The organism is Epilithonimonas hispanica (genome assembly GCF_003385395.1).
Taxonomy (GTDB): Bacteria; Bacteroidota; Bacteroidia; order Flavobacteriales; family Weeksellaceae; genus Epilithonimonas; species Epilithonimonas hispanica.
On sequence record NZ_QNUG01000033.1, the window covers coordinates 23,628 to 38,076 of the forward strand.

Below are 14,449 nucleotides of genomic sequence, written 5' to 3' on the forward strand. Positions count from 1 at the left end.
CTTCGCAAATTTTAATGGCGCAGAAGAGTTATAATGCTTTGGTTTATGAAGGTAATAAAAAATTTGATGCCAAAGAATATGAGGCTTCTTCTAGTAAATATCTGGAAGCCATAGCTGAAAAAAACGGAAACTATACAGCGCATTATAATCTCGGAAATGCTTTGTTCAAAAGCAAAAAGTACGAAGAGGCAACTGCAGAATATGAAAAAGCTACAAAGTTGACGAAAAGTAAATATGAAAAAGCAGCAGCAATTTATAATCAAGGTAATGTGCAGATGCAATCTAATCATCCTGATAAAGCAGCTGAATTGTATAAAAAAGCTTTGAAGCAAGATCCTTATAACGAAGCAATCCGAAAAAATTATGAGATTGCCATGCTGAAAGACAAAGAGAAAAAGGATAAGCAGAAACAAAAACAGAACAAAGGAAAAGGTGGTGATCAAGATCAGAAAAACAAAGATGATTCTGAGAAAGGTAGCCAGAAAAAAGAACAGCAGGACGGTAAAGGTGACAATCAAAAAGGAAATGACCAAGGAAAACCGAATCAGCCTAAGAAAGAGGAAAATAAAATACCGGAAGAAGCAGAAAAAATGATTTTGCGAGATATAGAAAATCGTGAAAAAGAAACTGCGAGAAGAATTTTAAACAAAAAAGCCAATTCGATGCCACAAAGCAACGAAAAAGATTGGTAAATGATAAGAAAAAATTTATACATATTATTCACATTAGCATCGGTATTTTCCCTTGCTCAGGTTAATTTTTATTCTGAGCTTAATACAACAGAAGCTAAAGTAAATACTCCAATTTTGTTTACAGTAGTTTTGGAGATTTTTGGTGAAGACTTAGTTCAGGAAACTCCTGTGAAAATGCCGGATCTCTCTAAATTCAATTCCGATTATGGATCTGAGCAGAACACGTTGATTGACCCTGTGAAAAAGATTAGAATCAATCAAATGGCTTATCAATTTGCATTGGTGCCAAAACAAACTGGAAATATTAAAATTGGTTCTGCTCTGGTAAGAGTTAATGGTAAGATATACAAAACAGAACCTTTCGATATTTTTGTAAAAGAAGCAGAAAAAAAACCTATTGCAGTTGCTAATAATCCTGCGAAAAGTATGTACTTGACCATGCAGGTGGAGGAAAAAGAGGTTTATATGGACGAACCGGCAGTAGTTATTTTAAAAGCTTTTTCAAGAAATATTTCAAATTTCAGAAATCTAGAACCTGCCAAATTTGAACCTGTAAGAAACCTTGCGATTCGTTCAATTGCTAACTTTGATGAGTCAATAGAGGATTCTGAGAATAACTATTCTTCACAGATTATCGGGATGTTTGTAATTGTACCAAAAGTAGCTGGGGTTATGGATGTTCCCCCTGTGGAAGTGGCATTTACGAACCATAAAAATAGTTTGGTTTCCAATAAGGTAAAACTTAATGTTAAAAAATTACCAGCAGGCGCTCCTGACAATTTTAAAGATGCGGTGGGGAAGTACAATGTTAAAATTGAAATGACTGATAAAAGCAAAGAAAATCTTGAAATTAACAAAGCTTTTAATATTTCTGTGAAAGTATCAGGTTGTGGCAATCTTTCACCTTCAATTGTTCCGAAAATTTTACCTTCTCCCGATTACGAAATCTTTGAGCCTAAGATTTTGAACAATTCTGTTCCAACAACCAAAGGCATTGAAGGGGAAGTGGAAGCACAATACATCATTATTCCCAAAAAACGAGGCGATTTGAAAATTGCTACGGAAAGCTTTTCTTACTTTGATCCAAAAGAAGAAAAATATGTTGAAGTAGGTTCCAAGTTTTTGACACTCAAAGCGCTTAATGCTCAAGATATTGCTAATGCAAAAACGACTTTGCAGAAAGTAAATGATTATACTAATAATGTTTTGGAGAAAGTAGACTCTCCTGTTATAAGTACAGAAAAACTGAAAGTAAAAGAACATAAAGATATCCGCTGGTTTGTTATTTTTGGAAACCTTTCCATTGTAGGAATTGGTGCGTTTTTATTTCTTTATTTCAACAAGAAAATCAAAGACAAAAAGAAGCTTCTTCTTGAAAAGAAAACTACTTCTACTCAACCAATTGTGAATATAGAAGAAACTGAAGCTCTTTTGAGAAATAAAAAGAAATTTGAAGCGGATTCTTATTTCAATTATCTGAATAAAAAAATAAACGAAAGTCAACCTTCCGAATTTTTCAAGGCTTTTGAAGAGTTGAAAACTGATGCCGATGAGTATTGTTTAGCTCATTATTCTTCTACTTTTTCCGATTATCTAAGAAATAATTTTGGATTGAGTGAACTTGAGAAGTATAATCAATTAATAGCAAAGATCAATATCGAAAAGTACTCTCCATATTCTTCCAAAGAAAAACAAACTGAAATATTGAACGAAATAGAAGATGTTTATAAAATACTTTAATAAATTGTCAAAAATATTTTATATTTTTGCGAAATCTTTAAAATCGAGTTTATGGAATTCTTAGAAGAGTTTTCAATCAAAGAAACAATGACGGCTTTTATGGTTTTGTTTGCTGTAATCGACATTTTGGGTTCGGTTCCCATAATTGTTTCCCTTCGTCAAAAATTCGGAAAAATCGAATCCGAGAAAGCTGCAATTGTAGCTGGGCTATTGATGATTGCTTTTCTTTTTATTGGAGACAAAATCCTAAAATTTATTGGAGTAGATGTTAATTCTTTTGCGATTGCAGGTGCTTTCGTGATTTTTATTATTGCGATAGAAATGATTTTGGGTATAGAGATTCATAAGACCAATCAACCACAAGCAGCTTCTATTGTTCCGATTGCGTTTCCTCTAATTGCAGGAGCAGGAACTTTGACAACTACATTATCATTAAGAGCAGAATATCACGATATTAATATCATTTGCGGAATCATCCTCAACACAATGTTTGTATATCTTGTTTTGAAGATTGCACCTTGGATAGAAAGAAAAATGGGAGAAGGTTCTTTACAGGTTTTGCAAAAAGTTTTCGGAATTATTCTTTTAGCTATCTCTATTAAATTATTTACCGCTAACTTTGCACAACTGTTTCAAAATTATATTCACTTTTAAATATTAAACGAAAAATGAAGACGTTTTATAAAGTATTTTTGGTTCTATTCATCATCTTTATTGGAATCAATTTCTACGCTATCGATTGGCGTTCAGGATTTCTTGATGATGAAAATACCAAATTCATATTCTCCATTTCGTCAGCGATTTTAGGAATTATTGTCGTTTACATTCTCCATACTTGGAGCAAATTGGCAGAGAGAAAATAACAAAAAACGCTTCAGATTTCTGAAGCGTTTTTTGTTGTTTTATAAGCGGGTTTTGATATTACAAAACTTCTTTGATATGTTTATAATTACTACTAATCGTATCAGCTACTTCTTTGAAATTGCCATCTAGCATCATCCTTGTCATCGCGACACCCATTCCTTTCATCTGCTCCCAGCCAACTTTTGGAGGCATTGCCAAAGCATTAGGATCCGTGAAAACATTAACCAAAACAGGACCATCAATATTTAAAGCATCTTGTATTGCTGTTTCCACTTTTTCAGGATCTGTAACATTGATTCCTTTGATACCAAAAGCTTGAGCTAATAACCCGAAATCAGGATTTACCATATCGGTTTCATTATCAGGAATTCCGTTCACTTCCATTTCCAATTTTACCATACCCAATGAGCGGTTGTTGAAAACTATAATTTTGATGGGAAGATTGTATTGTTTGATTGTTGCAATATCTCCTAATAGCATAGAAAGTCCGCCATCGCCACAGAGTGCAATTACTTGTTTGTCCGGATTGGATAATTGTGCTCCAATTGCCATTGGCATTGCATTCGCCATAGTACCGTGACTGAAAGATCCTAAAAGTTTTCTCTCACCAGTTGCTTCAAGATATCTTGCTCCCCAAACACAGCACATCCCTGTATCTACTGTAAAAATGGTATCTTTATTAGCTTTTAGATTGATTGTTTCTGCAACAAATTCTGGAGAGATATGGTTTTCTTTACCTTTGTCTTCAACGTAAGATCGAAGGTTATTTTTTACTTTTTGATAAAATTCTAATTGCTTATCAAGGAAATCACGGTTATCATTGATTTTAATTAATGGCAAAAGATTGATTAATGAATCTTTGATTTTTCCTGCAAATCCTCTTGTCAATTGGGCTCGTCTTCCCAAGCGTTCTGGCTTGTCATCAATCTGAATAATGACTTTGTTAACAGGCATAAATTTCACATAAGGGAAATCTGTTCCAAGGAGTAGAATTACATCAGCTTCATGCATTGCTTTGAAAGCAGATGGTAAACCTAAAAGACCTGTCATTCCTACTTCATAAGGATTATTGTACTGAATACCCATTTTTCCACGGAAAGAATATCCCACCGGCGCTTTCAGCTTTTCTGCAATAGCAATAACTTCTGTATGAGCTTCAGAAGCTCCAATTCCACAATAAATGGCTACTTTTTTTCCTGAATTAAGATGATCTGCAATCCAATTGGTTTCTTCTTCAGAAGGAATGATTCTTGGATTTGTTTTGAATACTAGATCGGAACTTATATTTTTTTCTGATTTAGCTTCGAAGAGATCACCAGGAACGCCCAAAACAGAAACACCTTTTTGAGAAATAGCGTGTTGTAGAGCAGCTTGTAACATTCTTGGAGCTTGCTCTGGTGTATTAGCTACTTGATTATAAACAGAACAATCGTCAAATAATTTGATGGTATTAGTTTCTTGAAAATAAGATGTTCCAAATTCCGAACTTTCACATGTAGACGCTATTGCTAGAACTGGAACATTTCCTCTGTTAGCTTCATACAAACCGTTGATAAGATGTACGTGACCTGGTCCGGAGCTTCCGGCACAAACAGCTAATCCTTCTAATTCAGCTTCCGCCGCCGCTGCAAATGCTCCTACTTCTTCGTGTCTTACGTGAATCCATTTGATAGAACCTTCACGTTTTATAGCATCATTTAAAAAATTAAGGCTGTCTCCAGTGACAGCGTATATACGTTTAACTCCTGTTTTTACAAGGATTTCAACAAATTGATCTGCAATATTTTTTGCCATAGTTTTATGATTGTGATTATATCAAAATTTACAAAAAATATTCCAAGTAACTATTTGAAACTAATAATTAAATGTTAATTTAAATCAATGGAAATGTTTCGGAAAAGCTTCTCGTGGAGATTGTTTCAGAATGTTGAGTTTGAACCAAGATTTCAAAAATCCATAACCGTAAGAAAACATTTGGATATAAGTTGAAATTACAGCCATTGAAGCAATACTAATGTTATTTGTTAAAATTAAAGCGTGAATCAAGACCAAAAATGTATAAAGTCCGTACAAAGCCATTATCAATCCGTTTCCCCAAACGAAATAATGAATAATCCCAACAAAATATCCCAGCAAAAATAAGCTTGGAAACCAAAAAGTTGGTTTTACATATTTCGGATGTCTTTGATTAAGAATCGGTCGCGCACAACCAAATTGATAAACCTGTTTTGAGAATTTACCAAAATCTGTTCTACGTTTGTGATAAACGTCGATATTGTCATAGAAACTTGTCGTAAATCCATTTTCCCAAAGCGTCATCGACAAATCTGGGTCTTCACCAATTCTCATTTCAGAGAAACCGCCGACTTTCAAAAAAGTTTGTTTATTGACTCCCATATTGAAACTTCTAGGTTGAAATTTCGTCACAGCATTTTTATTGCCACGGATTCCGCCAGTTGTAAAAACCGAAGTCATAGAGTAGGAGATTGCTTTCTGCATCAGATTAAAACCTTTGTGTGCTTTATCTGCGCCTCCAAAAGCATCTGCAGGATTTTCTGTCAGATTTTTTTTGATATTTTCAATGTAATCTGTTTCTACAATTACGTCCGAATCTACAAAAACCAACCAATCATTTTTTGCTCGTTTTGCTCCATAATTTCGGCTCAATCCAGGACCAGAATTATCTTTTCTAAAAAAATGAATATCCAACAGGTTTTCAAAAGTTTCCACAGTCGGAAGCAGATTAATTTTAGAACCGTCATCCACAATAATGACTTCAAAATCTTTATCAGTCTGATGAGATAATGAATTAAGAAGTTCAAACAGTTCGTCCTTTCTGTTGAAAATGGCTATGATTATGGAGATTGTTGGATTCAATTTGGTAATTTGAAAATGATTTTCAAAAGTATTGAAAAAGGATTGATTCTGAAAAGAAGACAAGAAGTTTTAACAATAAAGACCGGATTAATCTATTATTTTGTAAATTCGTTTTAGAAAATTATTGATTATGGATGCTATCAGACAGTTTGTAGATGTGAAAGATAATTCTTTCCAAATCACCCTTCCAGAAGATTTTAAGGCAAAAAGGGTAGAAGTAATTATTCTTCCTTCTGATGATCAATTTCAAATCTCAAAAGAAACTCAAAATCTTCTCAACGAGAGAAAAGCTGACTATTTAAAAAATCCTGAAAACGCAACCGATTTTGATCAATTCATCGATGATCTGGAAAACGATTTATGAAAAAATATAAAATCGTAATAACCTATCTTGCTAAAGTTGATGTCAAAAAAGCAAGAGATTATTATAAAAATATCAGTGCCAATCTTGCAAAACAATTTTTAGAAAGAATCAAGGAAGCAAAAATATTTATCACAGAAAATCCTAATGCGAATGATATAATTTATCAAGACATTAGGATGCATCTTTTGAAACAATTTCCCTATCATCTACATTATTTTCTAGATGAAGAACGAAACCAAATTGTTGTAATTGCAATAGAATTTGCTAAACGAGAAAATCTGGATTTTTCTGAAAGGAAGTAGTTTTTATTTCAAATTTTTGAAATGTTTTCTTGCTTCTTTATCATTATTCTTTTTTCCATTTCTATTAGAAAATAGATTAAAAAACTCAGAAATTAATTCTATTATATCTCCAATCATTCCTTGATTTTATGGACTTTCTTCGTCCCATCATACATCTCGTACTGCAAAAATCTCGTCTCCAATTTTCCATTGAACAATTTGATTTTTCGAGAAGGTCTCAATCCAATTTTCTTAGGTGCATCTAGGTCGGCAGAAATCAACCAAGCCAAAGTATTTGGATAATGTTGTTTGAAAGTATCTCCGATTTTTTTATAAAAATCATCATCATTGATAGAAATTCTCTCATCATAAGGCGGGTTGAAAACCATTAGTAATGGAAACATATCTTTCTCAGAATCAAAGAAATTTTTATGTCTAAGAGTAATAATATCTTCCATTTCAGCAGATTCAACATTGTTGTGCGCAACGTTCAAAGCTTCAGAATCGATGTCGTAACCAACTATTTTTCCAGTGAATTCCTTCACGCGGTTCAATCGAACTTCTTTAATGGTTTTGAATAATTCTGAATCATAATTTTTCCAATTCTGAAACGCAAAATATCTTCGGAAAGTCTGAGCCGGCAAATCCATTGCAAGCATCGCTGCTTCTATAAGCAAAGTTCCAGAACCACACATAGGGTCTAGGAAATTGCCTTTTCCGTCCCAGCCTGCCAATTGTAGCATTCCGCTTGCAAGAACTTCGTTGATTGGCGCAACTGTTTGTTCCTTTCTATAGCCACGTTTAAAAAGCGGATCGCCAGAGCTGTCAAGAGAGATTGAAACCAGTTCTCTATCAATATGAAGATGGAATTTGATGTCCGGATTATCCTTATTTACGCTTGGTCTTACTTTATATTTTTCCTGAAAATAATCCACAATGGCGTCTTTCATTTTCAAAGTCATAAACTGAGAATGATTGAACCTTTCTGAGTTTACGGTCGCATCAATAGAAAAAGTCTGATGTTTTTCCAAAAACTGGTCCCATTCAAATTTGAATAACTTATCGTAATATTTAGTTTCGTTGTAAGCCTTGAATTCCATTATCGGAACCAAGATTTTAACGGCTGTTCTGCAAGAGTAGTTCAGTTTGTAAAGAAAACCAAGGTCGCCTTCGCAAGTTACCGCACGGTTTTTAGCTTCCACTTTTTTACCTCCTAATTTCTTAACTTCCTCAGCCAAAACCTGTTCTAGTCCAAAGAAAGTTTTGATTTGTATTTGCAGATTATCTGTATTCATAGCGCAAAGATAATAGATTATTAGATGATAGATAAAAGACAAATGAAAATCCTTTAAAATCTATTGTCTATAATCTATACGTCTCGCATCTTTTTTCTTAATTTTGTAGGATGCAATGGTTCGAAGAATGGTTTGATACACCATATTATCATATTCTCTATAAAAATCACGATTACAAAGAAGCAGAAGATTTTTTGAATCTTTTGACTGATTTTCTGAAACTAGAAAGAAACTCCAAAATAATTGATTTGGCTTGCGGAAAAGGCAGACACTCGATATATCTTAATAAATTGGGTTATGATGTTCTTGGTCTGGATTTGTCGGAAAAAAGTATCAATTATGATAAACAATTCGAATCTGAATCGTTGAAGTTCCGAGTTCACGATATGAGAAATAAAATTGAGAATGAGCCTGTTGATGCGGTTTTCAATTTGTTTACAAGTTTCGGATATTTTGAAACGGAAGAAGAAGATAAAAGTGTTTTCCGTTCTGTTTCTGATGTTTTGAAGAATGATGGTTATTTTGTTCTCGATTTCTTGAATGCAGAATATGTCAGAAAAATGATTACGCCACAGATGTCTATCGAAAGAGAAAATATCGTTTTCAATATCAAAAAACATATTGAAGGCGAATATATTATGAAGAAAATCGATTTTGAAGCGGATGATAAAAAACATCATTTTTTTGAGCGTGTAAAACTGACTTCTCCGGAGAAAATTCTGAACTTTGCAGAAGAATTCGGTTTTGAACTCATCAAACGTTGGGGCGATTATCAACTGAATGATTTTGATGAAAAGAATTCGCAAAGATGTATTAATTTGTTTAGAAAGAAATAAGAATCAAGTTTTAAAATGATTATACTTCTACTGATATTAAGTGTTCTGATTGGTGTTTTTCTTGGAAAATATTTCGGGAGCAAACAACAATTCGCCAAAAATCTTCTTATTCTAAGTGCAGGTTTTCTGATAACGATTTGCTTGAACGAGGTTTTTCCGGAAGTCTATCATTCCGAAGACCATAATATTGGGATTTTTGTGATTCTCGGTGTTTTGATTCAGATGTTGTTGGAAAGTTTGACAAAAGGTTTTGAACACGGACATCTTCATCATCATTCCGACGAACATTCTATCATTCCTGTCGCATTGATTATTGGACTTTTTGTTCACGCTTTTATAGAAGGAATTCCTTTGTCGCACGAGAAAGAGAACTTGTCGCCTTATCTTTTGGGAATCTTGTTTCATAACATTCCTATTTCCTTTGTTTTGGGAAGTTTCTTGGCTCACAGCAAAAATTTCTCTACTAAATTTTGGTTGATTGTTATGGTTTTTGCATTAGCATCGCCTTTGGGAATGTTACTTGGAAAATACTTTGATGAGAATTTGAAAGTTTATTTCTTGGCTGTCGTTGGTGGAATTTTTCTCCATATTTCATCCGTTATTATTTTCGAAAGTAATAAGAATCACAAGATGGATTATCAAAAAATCATTCTTGTTATTTGTGGAATCGCATTAGCTCTAGGTGGACATCTTTTTCATCATCATTAATTAAAAAATATTTTCTACTTCAGTAGGAAAATCATAATTTTACTCAAATCGATTTTATGGGATTTTTAGATCAATTTTTTGGTAAAAAAGAAGAGCAGGACCAGACAAAAAGTCTTTGGAAAAAGATTGAATCCGAAAAGGATTTAGATTCTGCTGTTGAGAAATCTTCAAAACAAAAAGTCTTGATTTTCAAACATTCAACACGTTGCTTTATAAGCAAAACTGTACTGAAGAATTTTGAGAAACAAATGCAGGCTTCGGATAAAGATTACGCTTATTATTTCTTAGATTTGTTAGCCAATCGACCAATATCTAATGAAATAGAGTCTCGGTTTGATGTTGTTCATCAGAGTCCACAATTAATCGTTTTGGAAAATGGGAAAGCTGTTAAAAATGCTTCTCATCAGAATATCGACTTGGAAACGGTATAATTAAAGTGAAGAAATTAGACATTTAATTTCTGTTATATAACATTTAAAAGCATTTATGATTCAGCAGAATTTTCGCAATCACTTATCTCAGATATTAGGCGTTCCTATTAATAATTTGGATTTTTGCACCTCTTTTTATGAAGTGAAAGAAGTTAAAAAAAATGAATTTATACTCAGAGAAGGAGAAGTTTCTGATGCTACTTTTTTTGTTGAAAAAGGATTACTGAGAATGTATTCAATCGATAAAGCAGGGAAAGAACACGTGATTCAGTTTGCGCCGGAAGGTTGGATTATTTCTGATACAACAAGCCAATTACTAAACGAGAAATCTAGATTTTACATAGAAGCTATTGAAGAAAGTACAATTGTTATTACCCGAGATGGTTTTTTTGAACATCTTTCCAAAGAATATCCGGAAGTTGCCGAGAAAAATCAAAGATTGATGTTCAATCATATCAAGAATCTTCAAAATCGTGTGAATGCGCTGATTAGTACAACTGCAGAAGAACGTTACCTTGATTTTCTGAAAAAATATCCAAATCTAATGCTCAGAGCGCCACAATGGATGGTTGCATCTTATCTTGGAATTACACCAGAAAGTTTGAGCCGAGTAAGAAAAGAATTGGCGAAGAAGAAATTTGAAATTTAATATTTTGAATAGATTTTTAGTATTAATTCTCTTTTCAATTTTCAGTTTCGGACAAAGTCAATTAAAAGAAAACCTCAGTCATAAAACATTTTCTGCAAAAGTTATCGGAATAATGGACGGCGATACGATGGAAATTCTTTATAAGAAAACGCCCGTCAAAATCCGTCTAGCTCATATCGATTCTCCCGAGAAAAAAGGAACTCAGCCTTTTGGTAACAATGCCAAACAGGCTTTGTCAAATCTTTGTTTTGGAAAAACAGTTACGGTAAAAGCAGAAAAATACGACCGTTACAAAAGACTGATTGCAGTTATCATCAATGATAAAGGTCAAAATGTGAATCAACAAATGCTAAAACAAGGAATGGCTTGGCATTATAAAAAATATTCCAAAGATGCCGATTATGCAATGCTGGAAACCGAAGCTCGAAAAAATAGAGTAGGACTTTGGCAAGATAAAAACCCGATTGCACCTTGGCTTTGGCGAGAAAAAAAGAAAAAATGAATCACGAAATTTTAGAAGCAAACATCTCCGATATTCCAGATTTGTGTCAAATGATGAAGGACTTCTATGCGATTGACCTTTATCCGTTTGATGAAAAAATCACGACTGATAATTTTGTAAAATTTATTAATAATGACCATTATGGACAATGTTTCAAAATTGTTTTTGAAGGTCAAATTGCAGGTTATATTATTCTAGCTAAATATTTTAGTTTTGAATTTGGTGGAGAGATTTTATTTTTAGACGAATTGTTTATAAAGCCAGAATTCCAGGGAAAATCTCTTGGTAAGAAAGCTTTGGAATTTGTTAAAGATTATTCGGTGAAGAATAACTTTAAAATTGTTCTTTTAGAAATCGAAAACCACAATGAAAAAGCTAAAAAACTCTATGAAAATTATGGTTTCCAAAATCATAAAAGGAGTTTGATGATTCTTAAGAATTAATAAAATCTAATCTTAAATAAAAAATCCTGTAAATTTTCTTTACAGGATTTTTTATTATTTAAAATTGAAATTTTAGAATTTCCAGCCAACTGTTACAAAGAAATTACTTCTTGTATTTTTAACTTTAGAAACAGCATAAGCTTCGCTATTTACATCATAGCCACCGTTGAAATAACCGGTATCACTGTTAACATTTCCTTGTAAAAATGGATTGCTATATTCGGAAGTGATGTTTTGATAAGAAGCATCAATATAAAATGCTTTGAAATCATAACCTAAACCGGCGCCAATTGTATTTCGTTTTCCAACAATTAGGTTTGAAAAAGATTGCTCAGAAGTAGAACCGTCATTGTTGTAACCTAACAATGATAAGTTGTCAAAACTATTACCTTGATATGCATAACCACCTCTTAATCTAAAAGCAGCAATTCTATATTCTGCACCAACTCTTACTTCTGAAGAATTTTTGTACGAATCGCTGAAGAAATTATTCAATTCTCTTTCTGCATCGCCATATTCTTTATATTTTGGCTTTGTAATTCCTTGAATAAAATCAACATTCAAAGCAAAGTTTTTACTTGGAACAAAAGCAGCACTTAAAGTTGCTTTCATAGGTGTAACCAACGTTCTATCTTCTCTGAATAAATCAACTTGATTGTAATTGAAGTAATATTGATTATAAACTCTCTCGATATTCCACCATGTTGGAGACTCGATTGCTGCACCTACACGAAACTGATTACTCAATTTTGCGATAACACCTATATTGGCTGAGAATCCGTCAGAATGTTCATCGTAAGGCGTATATTGCTTGTCATAAAAAAGAGAAGTTTTGTCATCATCAGAATAGAAACCTGCTCTGTCAGACTGTGAGAAAAAGGAATTATGTAGGTTAACTCCGGCACCTAAATAAAGTCTATTATCGTAATTAGCCCCCACAGAAAAGTTCATCTTTGACTGGTTACCAGTTCTGTCGTAGATATGACCAAGATAAGTATAATTAATCACAGTGTCTGGATAAGAAAAATCATCCACAATCTTGATGTTTCCATTGGCATCAGATCTTACAGTATTATCTAATGAGCGATTAGAATAATTAACACCAACATTAACGAACTTCCATTTAGAATTATCGCCTACATTAAAGCTTACAACGCCTCCTGCATTATTGATATCAGTACCATTATTTTTATTAGTCAATGATTTCCCTACAAATGTGGACGTATTCTTATTATTATTGATTCCTAATGTTAAATTAACATCATTTGTAATGAAAACTCCTATTCCTGCTGGGTTCACATTAACAGAAGAGATATCCCCTCCTAATGCCCCAATAGATCCAGCCATTGCATTATATTTAGCAGTACCATTAATAGGATTTCCCGAGTATATATCAGTCGTATTAGTAATTACTGAAACATCTGGTGTGTTTTGTCCTTTTAAATAAAGAAAAGACACAGGAATACTGATCAGTAATAAAGTTTTTTTAAGCATTTTTTTATGAAATGTTTTTATTAAATAATGAATGAAAGTGGTGGATTATCTTCTTCCTCCGCCACCGGATCTCATACCGCCACCGCCGCCAGATGAACCTCCAGATCTCATTCCTCCTCCAGAATTGAATCCTCCAAAGTTTCCACCAGATCTTGAAGGTGTAGAGTAGCTCTCATTTCGGAAGCCTCCATTGTTTTGTTGTGTTCTTACTCCGCTATTGTTAGGATAGCTTTGAGTTCTAACATTTCCGTTGCTTGGGTAAGTGTTTCTTATGCCACCATTATTAGGGAATTGTCTTACTCCACCATTCTGTCTTATGCCTCCGTTATTGATATTTCTAATATTGTTATTAGAATTTCTGATGCCACTATTTATAGTTCCAACATCATTTCTGATATTTCTACTTGGACGGAAACCGCTATTATTAATTCCATTGAAACGATCACTATTTCTATTGCTAACTCTATTTTGAGAAATCATACCATTGAGTCTTCCACCATTTGCACCAGATCTGTTATAGTAAATTGGTTGGTGATATCCTCCATAAAATCCACTGCCATAGTAACCTCCCCAGCCACCATAGCCATATCCCCAGAATGGATTATAGAATCCGCTACCCCAGCCCCAAGGTGAGTAGAAAGAATTGCCCCATCCGAAGCCCATTCCCCAACCCCAAGAGTTGAATCCGCTGTTCCATCCCCAACCATAGTAAGGATAGCCCCAGCCGCCATAACCAAATCCCATTCCCCAGCCACCATAGCCCCAGTTATTAAAGCTAGTATAGTTAGTTTCTGTACCTGTAAAATTGCCCCAATCGGAGTCACTTGTTAAAGAATAACGATTATTTTGATCTTGGATGTTTTGTTGATTGTTGTCATAGATACTTGGGTAAGTATCTTGATAGTTATAGTAATCATCAACCTGATTACCATAATTTCCAGAATATGTACCCGCAGGAAGAGAATCTTTGTTTGGGTCATAATACACACCATCTGTTTCTGAATAACCTCCTGTGTAGATTACACAAGAAGTCAATAGAAAGCTGCTGGAAATCAATATCAAACCTTTTGATTTGATGAAATTGAATAAGCTTACCCGTAGTGCATTATAAAAAAGGTTACTCATAATACGGAAATTTCGTATATTGTATTGACTATCAATCTAATACGTTATGAATAACCTAGATGCAATTTACGATTTTATTTTAAAGGAATTAAGAAAATTAACCATCAAAGAAAATTTTTATTTCAAACCAATTAAACCAAAATTATCT

General features: G+C 33.5%; 17 protein-coding genes and 1 pseudogene. 13 read left to right on the plus strand and 5 right to left on the minus strand.

What is annotated here, in order from left to right:
• The first annotated feature begins 14 nt into the window (after positions 1-14).
• From DRF58_RS13740 to DRF58_RS13755, 4 genes are read left to right on the plus strand one after another with little or no spacing between them, the layout of a single operon-like run.
• Complete coding sequence (locus tag DRF58_RS13740; protein ID WP_245955464.1) at positions 15-692, plus strand: tetratricopeptide repeat protein; 678 nt, start codon at positions 15-17, stop codon at positions 690-692.
• A complete protein-coding gene (locus DRF58_RS13745) occupies positions 693-2,432 on the plus strand; it encodes a BatD family protein (RefSeq protein WP_116036296.1) in 1,740 nt (579 codons plus the stop codon).
• 51 nt (positions 2,433-2,483) lie between these two features.
• Positions 2,484-3,086, plus strand: coding sequence for a MarC family protein (locus DRF58_RS13750; RefSeq protein WP_116036298.1), 603 nt, complete (start codon positions 2,484-2,486; stop codon positions 3,084-3,086).
• 14 nt (positions 3,087-3,100) lie between these two features.
• Complete coding sequence (locus DRF58_RS13755; RefSeq protein ID WP_116036299.1) at positions 3,101-3,295, plus strand: hypothetical protein; 195 nt, start codon at positions 3,101-3,103, stop codon at positions 3,293-3,295.
• Between the two features lie 58 nt (positions 3,296-3,353).
• Here the strand turns inward: DRF58_RS13755 and DRF58_RS13760 are convergent, their stop codons facing one another.
• Together DRF58_RS13760 and DRF58_RS13765 are read right to left on the minus strand one after the other, a co-directional pair.
• Positions 3,354-5,090 carry a thiamine pyrophosphate-dependent enzyme gene (locus DRF58_RS13760; RefSeq protein ID WP_116036301.1) on the minus strand — a complete coding sequence of 579 codons (1,737 nt, stop codon included), beginning with the start codon at positions 5,088-5,090 and terminating at the stop codon, positions 3,354-3,356.
• 84 nt (positions 5,091-5,174) lie between these two features.
• The gene (locus tag DRF58_RS13765) at positions 5,175-6,173 is read right to left on the minus strand and encodes a glycosyltransferase (protein ID WP_116036320.1); all 999 of its coding nucleotides are present in this window, start codon (positions 6,171-6,173) and stop codon (positions 5,175-5,177) included.
• A gap of 130 nt (positions 6,174-6,303) precedes the next feature.
• Between DRF58_RS13765 and DRF58_RS13770 the strand changes: the two genes are divergently transcribed.
• Positions 6,304-6,537, plus strand: a complete 234-nt coding sequence (locus DRF58_RS13770; protein WP_116036302.1) for a hypothetical protein — start codon at positions 6,304-6,306, stop codon at positions 6,535-6,537.
• Positions 6,534-6,839: a type II toxin-antitoxin system RelE/ParE family toxin gene (locus DRF58_RS13775; RefSeq protein WP_116036304.1), complete on the plus strand. Its 306-nt coding sequence runs from the start codon at positions 6,534-6,536 to the stop codon at positions 6,837-6,839. Before DRF58_RS13770 ends, DRF58_RS13775 begins: the two co-directional genes overlap by 4 nt.
• Before the next feature lie 113 nt (positions 6,840-6,952).
• Here the strand turns inward: DRF58_RS13775 and DRF58_RS13780 are convergent, their stop codons facing one another.
• Positions 6,953-8,113 (minus strand): THUMP domain-containing class I SAM-dependent RNA methyltransferase, encoded by a 1,161-nt coding sequence (locus tag DRF58_RS13780; protein ID WP_116036306.1) that lies wholly within the window; start codon positions 8,111-8,113, stop codon positions 6,953-6,955.
• 110 nt (positions 8,114-8,223) lie between these two features.
• Between DRF58_RS13780 and DRF58_RS13785 the strand changes: the two genes are divergently transcribed.
• The 6 genes from DRF58_RS13785 to DRF58_RS13810 are packed head-to-tail and all read left to right on the plus strand — an operon-like array spanning position 8,224 to position 11,682.
• A complete protein-coding gene (locus DRF58_RS13785) occupies positions 8,224-8,949 on the plus strand; it encodes a class I SAM-dependent methyltransferase (RefSeq protein ID WP_116036308.1) in 726 nt (241 codons plus the stop codon).
• Between the two features lie 15 nt (positions 8,950-8,964).
• Positions 8,965-9,657 (plus strand): ZIP family metal transporter, encoded by a 693-nt coding sequence (locus DRF58_RS13790; RefSeq protein ID WP_116036309.1) that lies wholly within the window; start codon positions 8,965-8,967, stop codon positions 9,655-9,657.
• A 56-nt stretch (positions 9,658-9,713) separates the two neighbouring features.
• A complete protein-coding gene (ytxJ, locus tag DRF58_RS13795) occupies positions 9,714-10,088 on the plus strand; it encodes a bacillithiol system redox-active protein YtxJ (RefSeq protein ID WP_116036311.1) in 375 nt (124 codons plus the stop codon).
• A gap of 55 nt (positions 10,089-10,143) precedes the next feature.
• Positions 10,144-10,737, plus strand: coding sequence for a Crp/Fnr family transcriptional regulator (locus tag DRF58_RS13800; RefSeq protein ID WP_116036312.1), 594 nt, complete (start codon positions 10,144-10,146; stop codon positions 10,735-10,737).
• A gap of 4 nt (positions 10,738-10,741) precedes the next feature.
• Positions 10,742-11,239 (plus strand): thermonuclease family protein, encoded by a 498-nt coding sequence (locus DRF58_RS13805; RefSeq protein ID WP_245955466.1) that lies wholly within the window; start codon positions 10,742-10,744, stop codon positions 11,237-11,239.
• Positions 11,236-11,682: a GNAT family N-acetyltransferase gene (locus DRF58_RS13810; protein ID WP_116036323.1), complete on the plus strand. Its 447-nt coding sequence runs from the start codon at positions 11,236-11,238 to the stop codon at positions 11,680-11,682. The genes DRF58_RS13805 and DRF58_RS13810 overlap by 4 nt, the downstream gene beginning before the upstream one ends.
• 72 nt (positions 11,683-11,754) lie before the next feature.
• Here the strand turns inward: DRF58_RS13810 and DRF58_RS13815 are convergent, their stop codons facing one another.
• Positions 11,755-13,176 carry an OmpP1/FadL family transporter gene (locus DRF58_RS13815; RefSeq protein WP_116036314.1) on the minus strand — a complete coding sequence of 474 codons (1,422 nt, stop codon included), beginning with the start codon at positions 13,174-13,176 and terminating at the stop codon, positions 11,755-11,757.
• A 45-nt stretch (positions 13,177-13,221) separates the two neighbouring features.
• On the minus strand, positions 13,222-14,301 hold the full coding sequence (locus DRF58_RS13820) for a prolyl-tRNA synthetase (RefSeq protein ID WP_116036316.1): 1,080 nt from the start codon (positions 14,299-14,301) through the stop codon (positions 13,222-13,224).
• Positions 14,302-14,347: 46 nt separating this feature from the next.
• Here DRF58_RS13820 and DRF58_RS19265 point away from each other — a divergent pair.
• A pseudogene (locus tag DRF58_RS19265) lies at positions 14,348-14,449 on the plus strand (IS982 family transposase); the annotation flags it as partial.

Coding starts and splice junctions, on each gene's coding strand:
- DRF58_RS13800 (WP_116036312.1), top strand. CDS start 10,144: ATGATTCAGCAGAATTTTCGCAATCACTTATCTCAGATATTAGGCGTT.
- DRF58_RS13770 (WP_116036302.1), top strand. CDS start 6,304: ATGGATGCTATCAGACAGTTTGTAGATGTGAAAGATAATTCTTTCCAA.
- DRF58_RS13810 (WP_116036323.1), top strand. CDS start 11,236: ATGAATCACGAAATTTTAGAAGCAAACATCTCCGATATTCCAGATTTG.
- DRF58_RS13820 (WP_116036316.1), bottom strand. CDS start 14,301: ATGAGTAACCTTTTTTATAATGCACTACGGGTAAGCTTATTCAATTTC.
- DRF58_RS13760 (WP_116036301.1), bottom strand. CDS start 5,090: ATGGCAAAAAATATTGCAGATCAATTTGTTGAAATCCTTGTAAAAACA.
- ytxJ (WP_116036311.1), top strand. CDS start 9,714: ATGGGATTTTTAGATCAATTTTTTGGTAAAAAAGAAGAGCAGGACCAG.
- DRF58_RS13745 (WP_116036296.1), top strand. CDS start 693: ATGATAAGAAAAAATTTATACATATTATTCACATTAGCATCGGTATTT.
- DRF58_RS13740 (WP_245955464.1), top strand. CDS start 15: ATGGCGCAGAAGAGTTATAATGCTTTGGTTTATGAAGGTAATAAAAAA.
- DRF58_RS13780 (WP_116036306.1), bottom strand. CDS start 8,113: ATGAATACAGATAATCTGCAAATACAAATCAAAACTTTCTTTGGACTA.
- DRF58_RS13790 (WP_116036309.1), top strand. CDS start 8,965: ATGATTATACTTCTACTGATATTAAGTGTTCTGATTGGTGTTTTTCTT.
- DRF58_RS13815 (WP_116036314.1), bottom strand. CDS start 13,176: ATGCTTAAAAAAACTTTATTACTGATCAGTATTCCTGTGTCTTTTCTT.
- DRF58_RS13785 (WP_116036308.1), top strand. CDS start 8,224: ATGCAATGGTTCGAAGAATGGTTTGATACACCATATTATCATATTCTC.
- DRF58_RS13775 (WP_116036304.1), top strand. CDS start 6,534: ATGAAAAAATATAAAATCGTAATAACCTATCTTGCTAAAGTTGATGTC.
- DRF58_RS13750 (WP_116036298.1), top strand. CDS start 2,484: ATGGAATTCTTAGAAGAGTTTTCAATCAAAGAAACAATGACGGCTTTT.
- DRF58_RS13755 (WP_116036299.1), top strand. CDS start 3,101: ATGAAGACGTTTTATAAAGTATTTTTGGTTCTATTCATCATCTTTATT.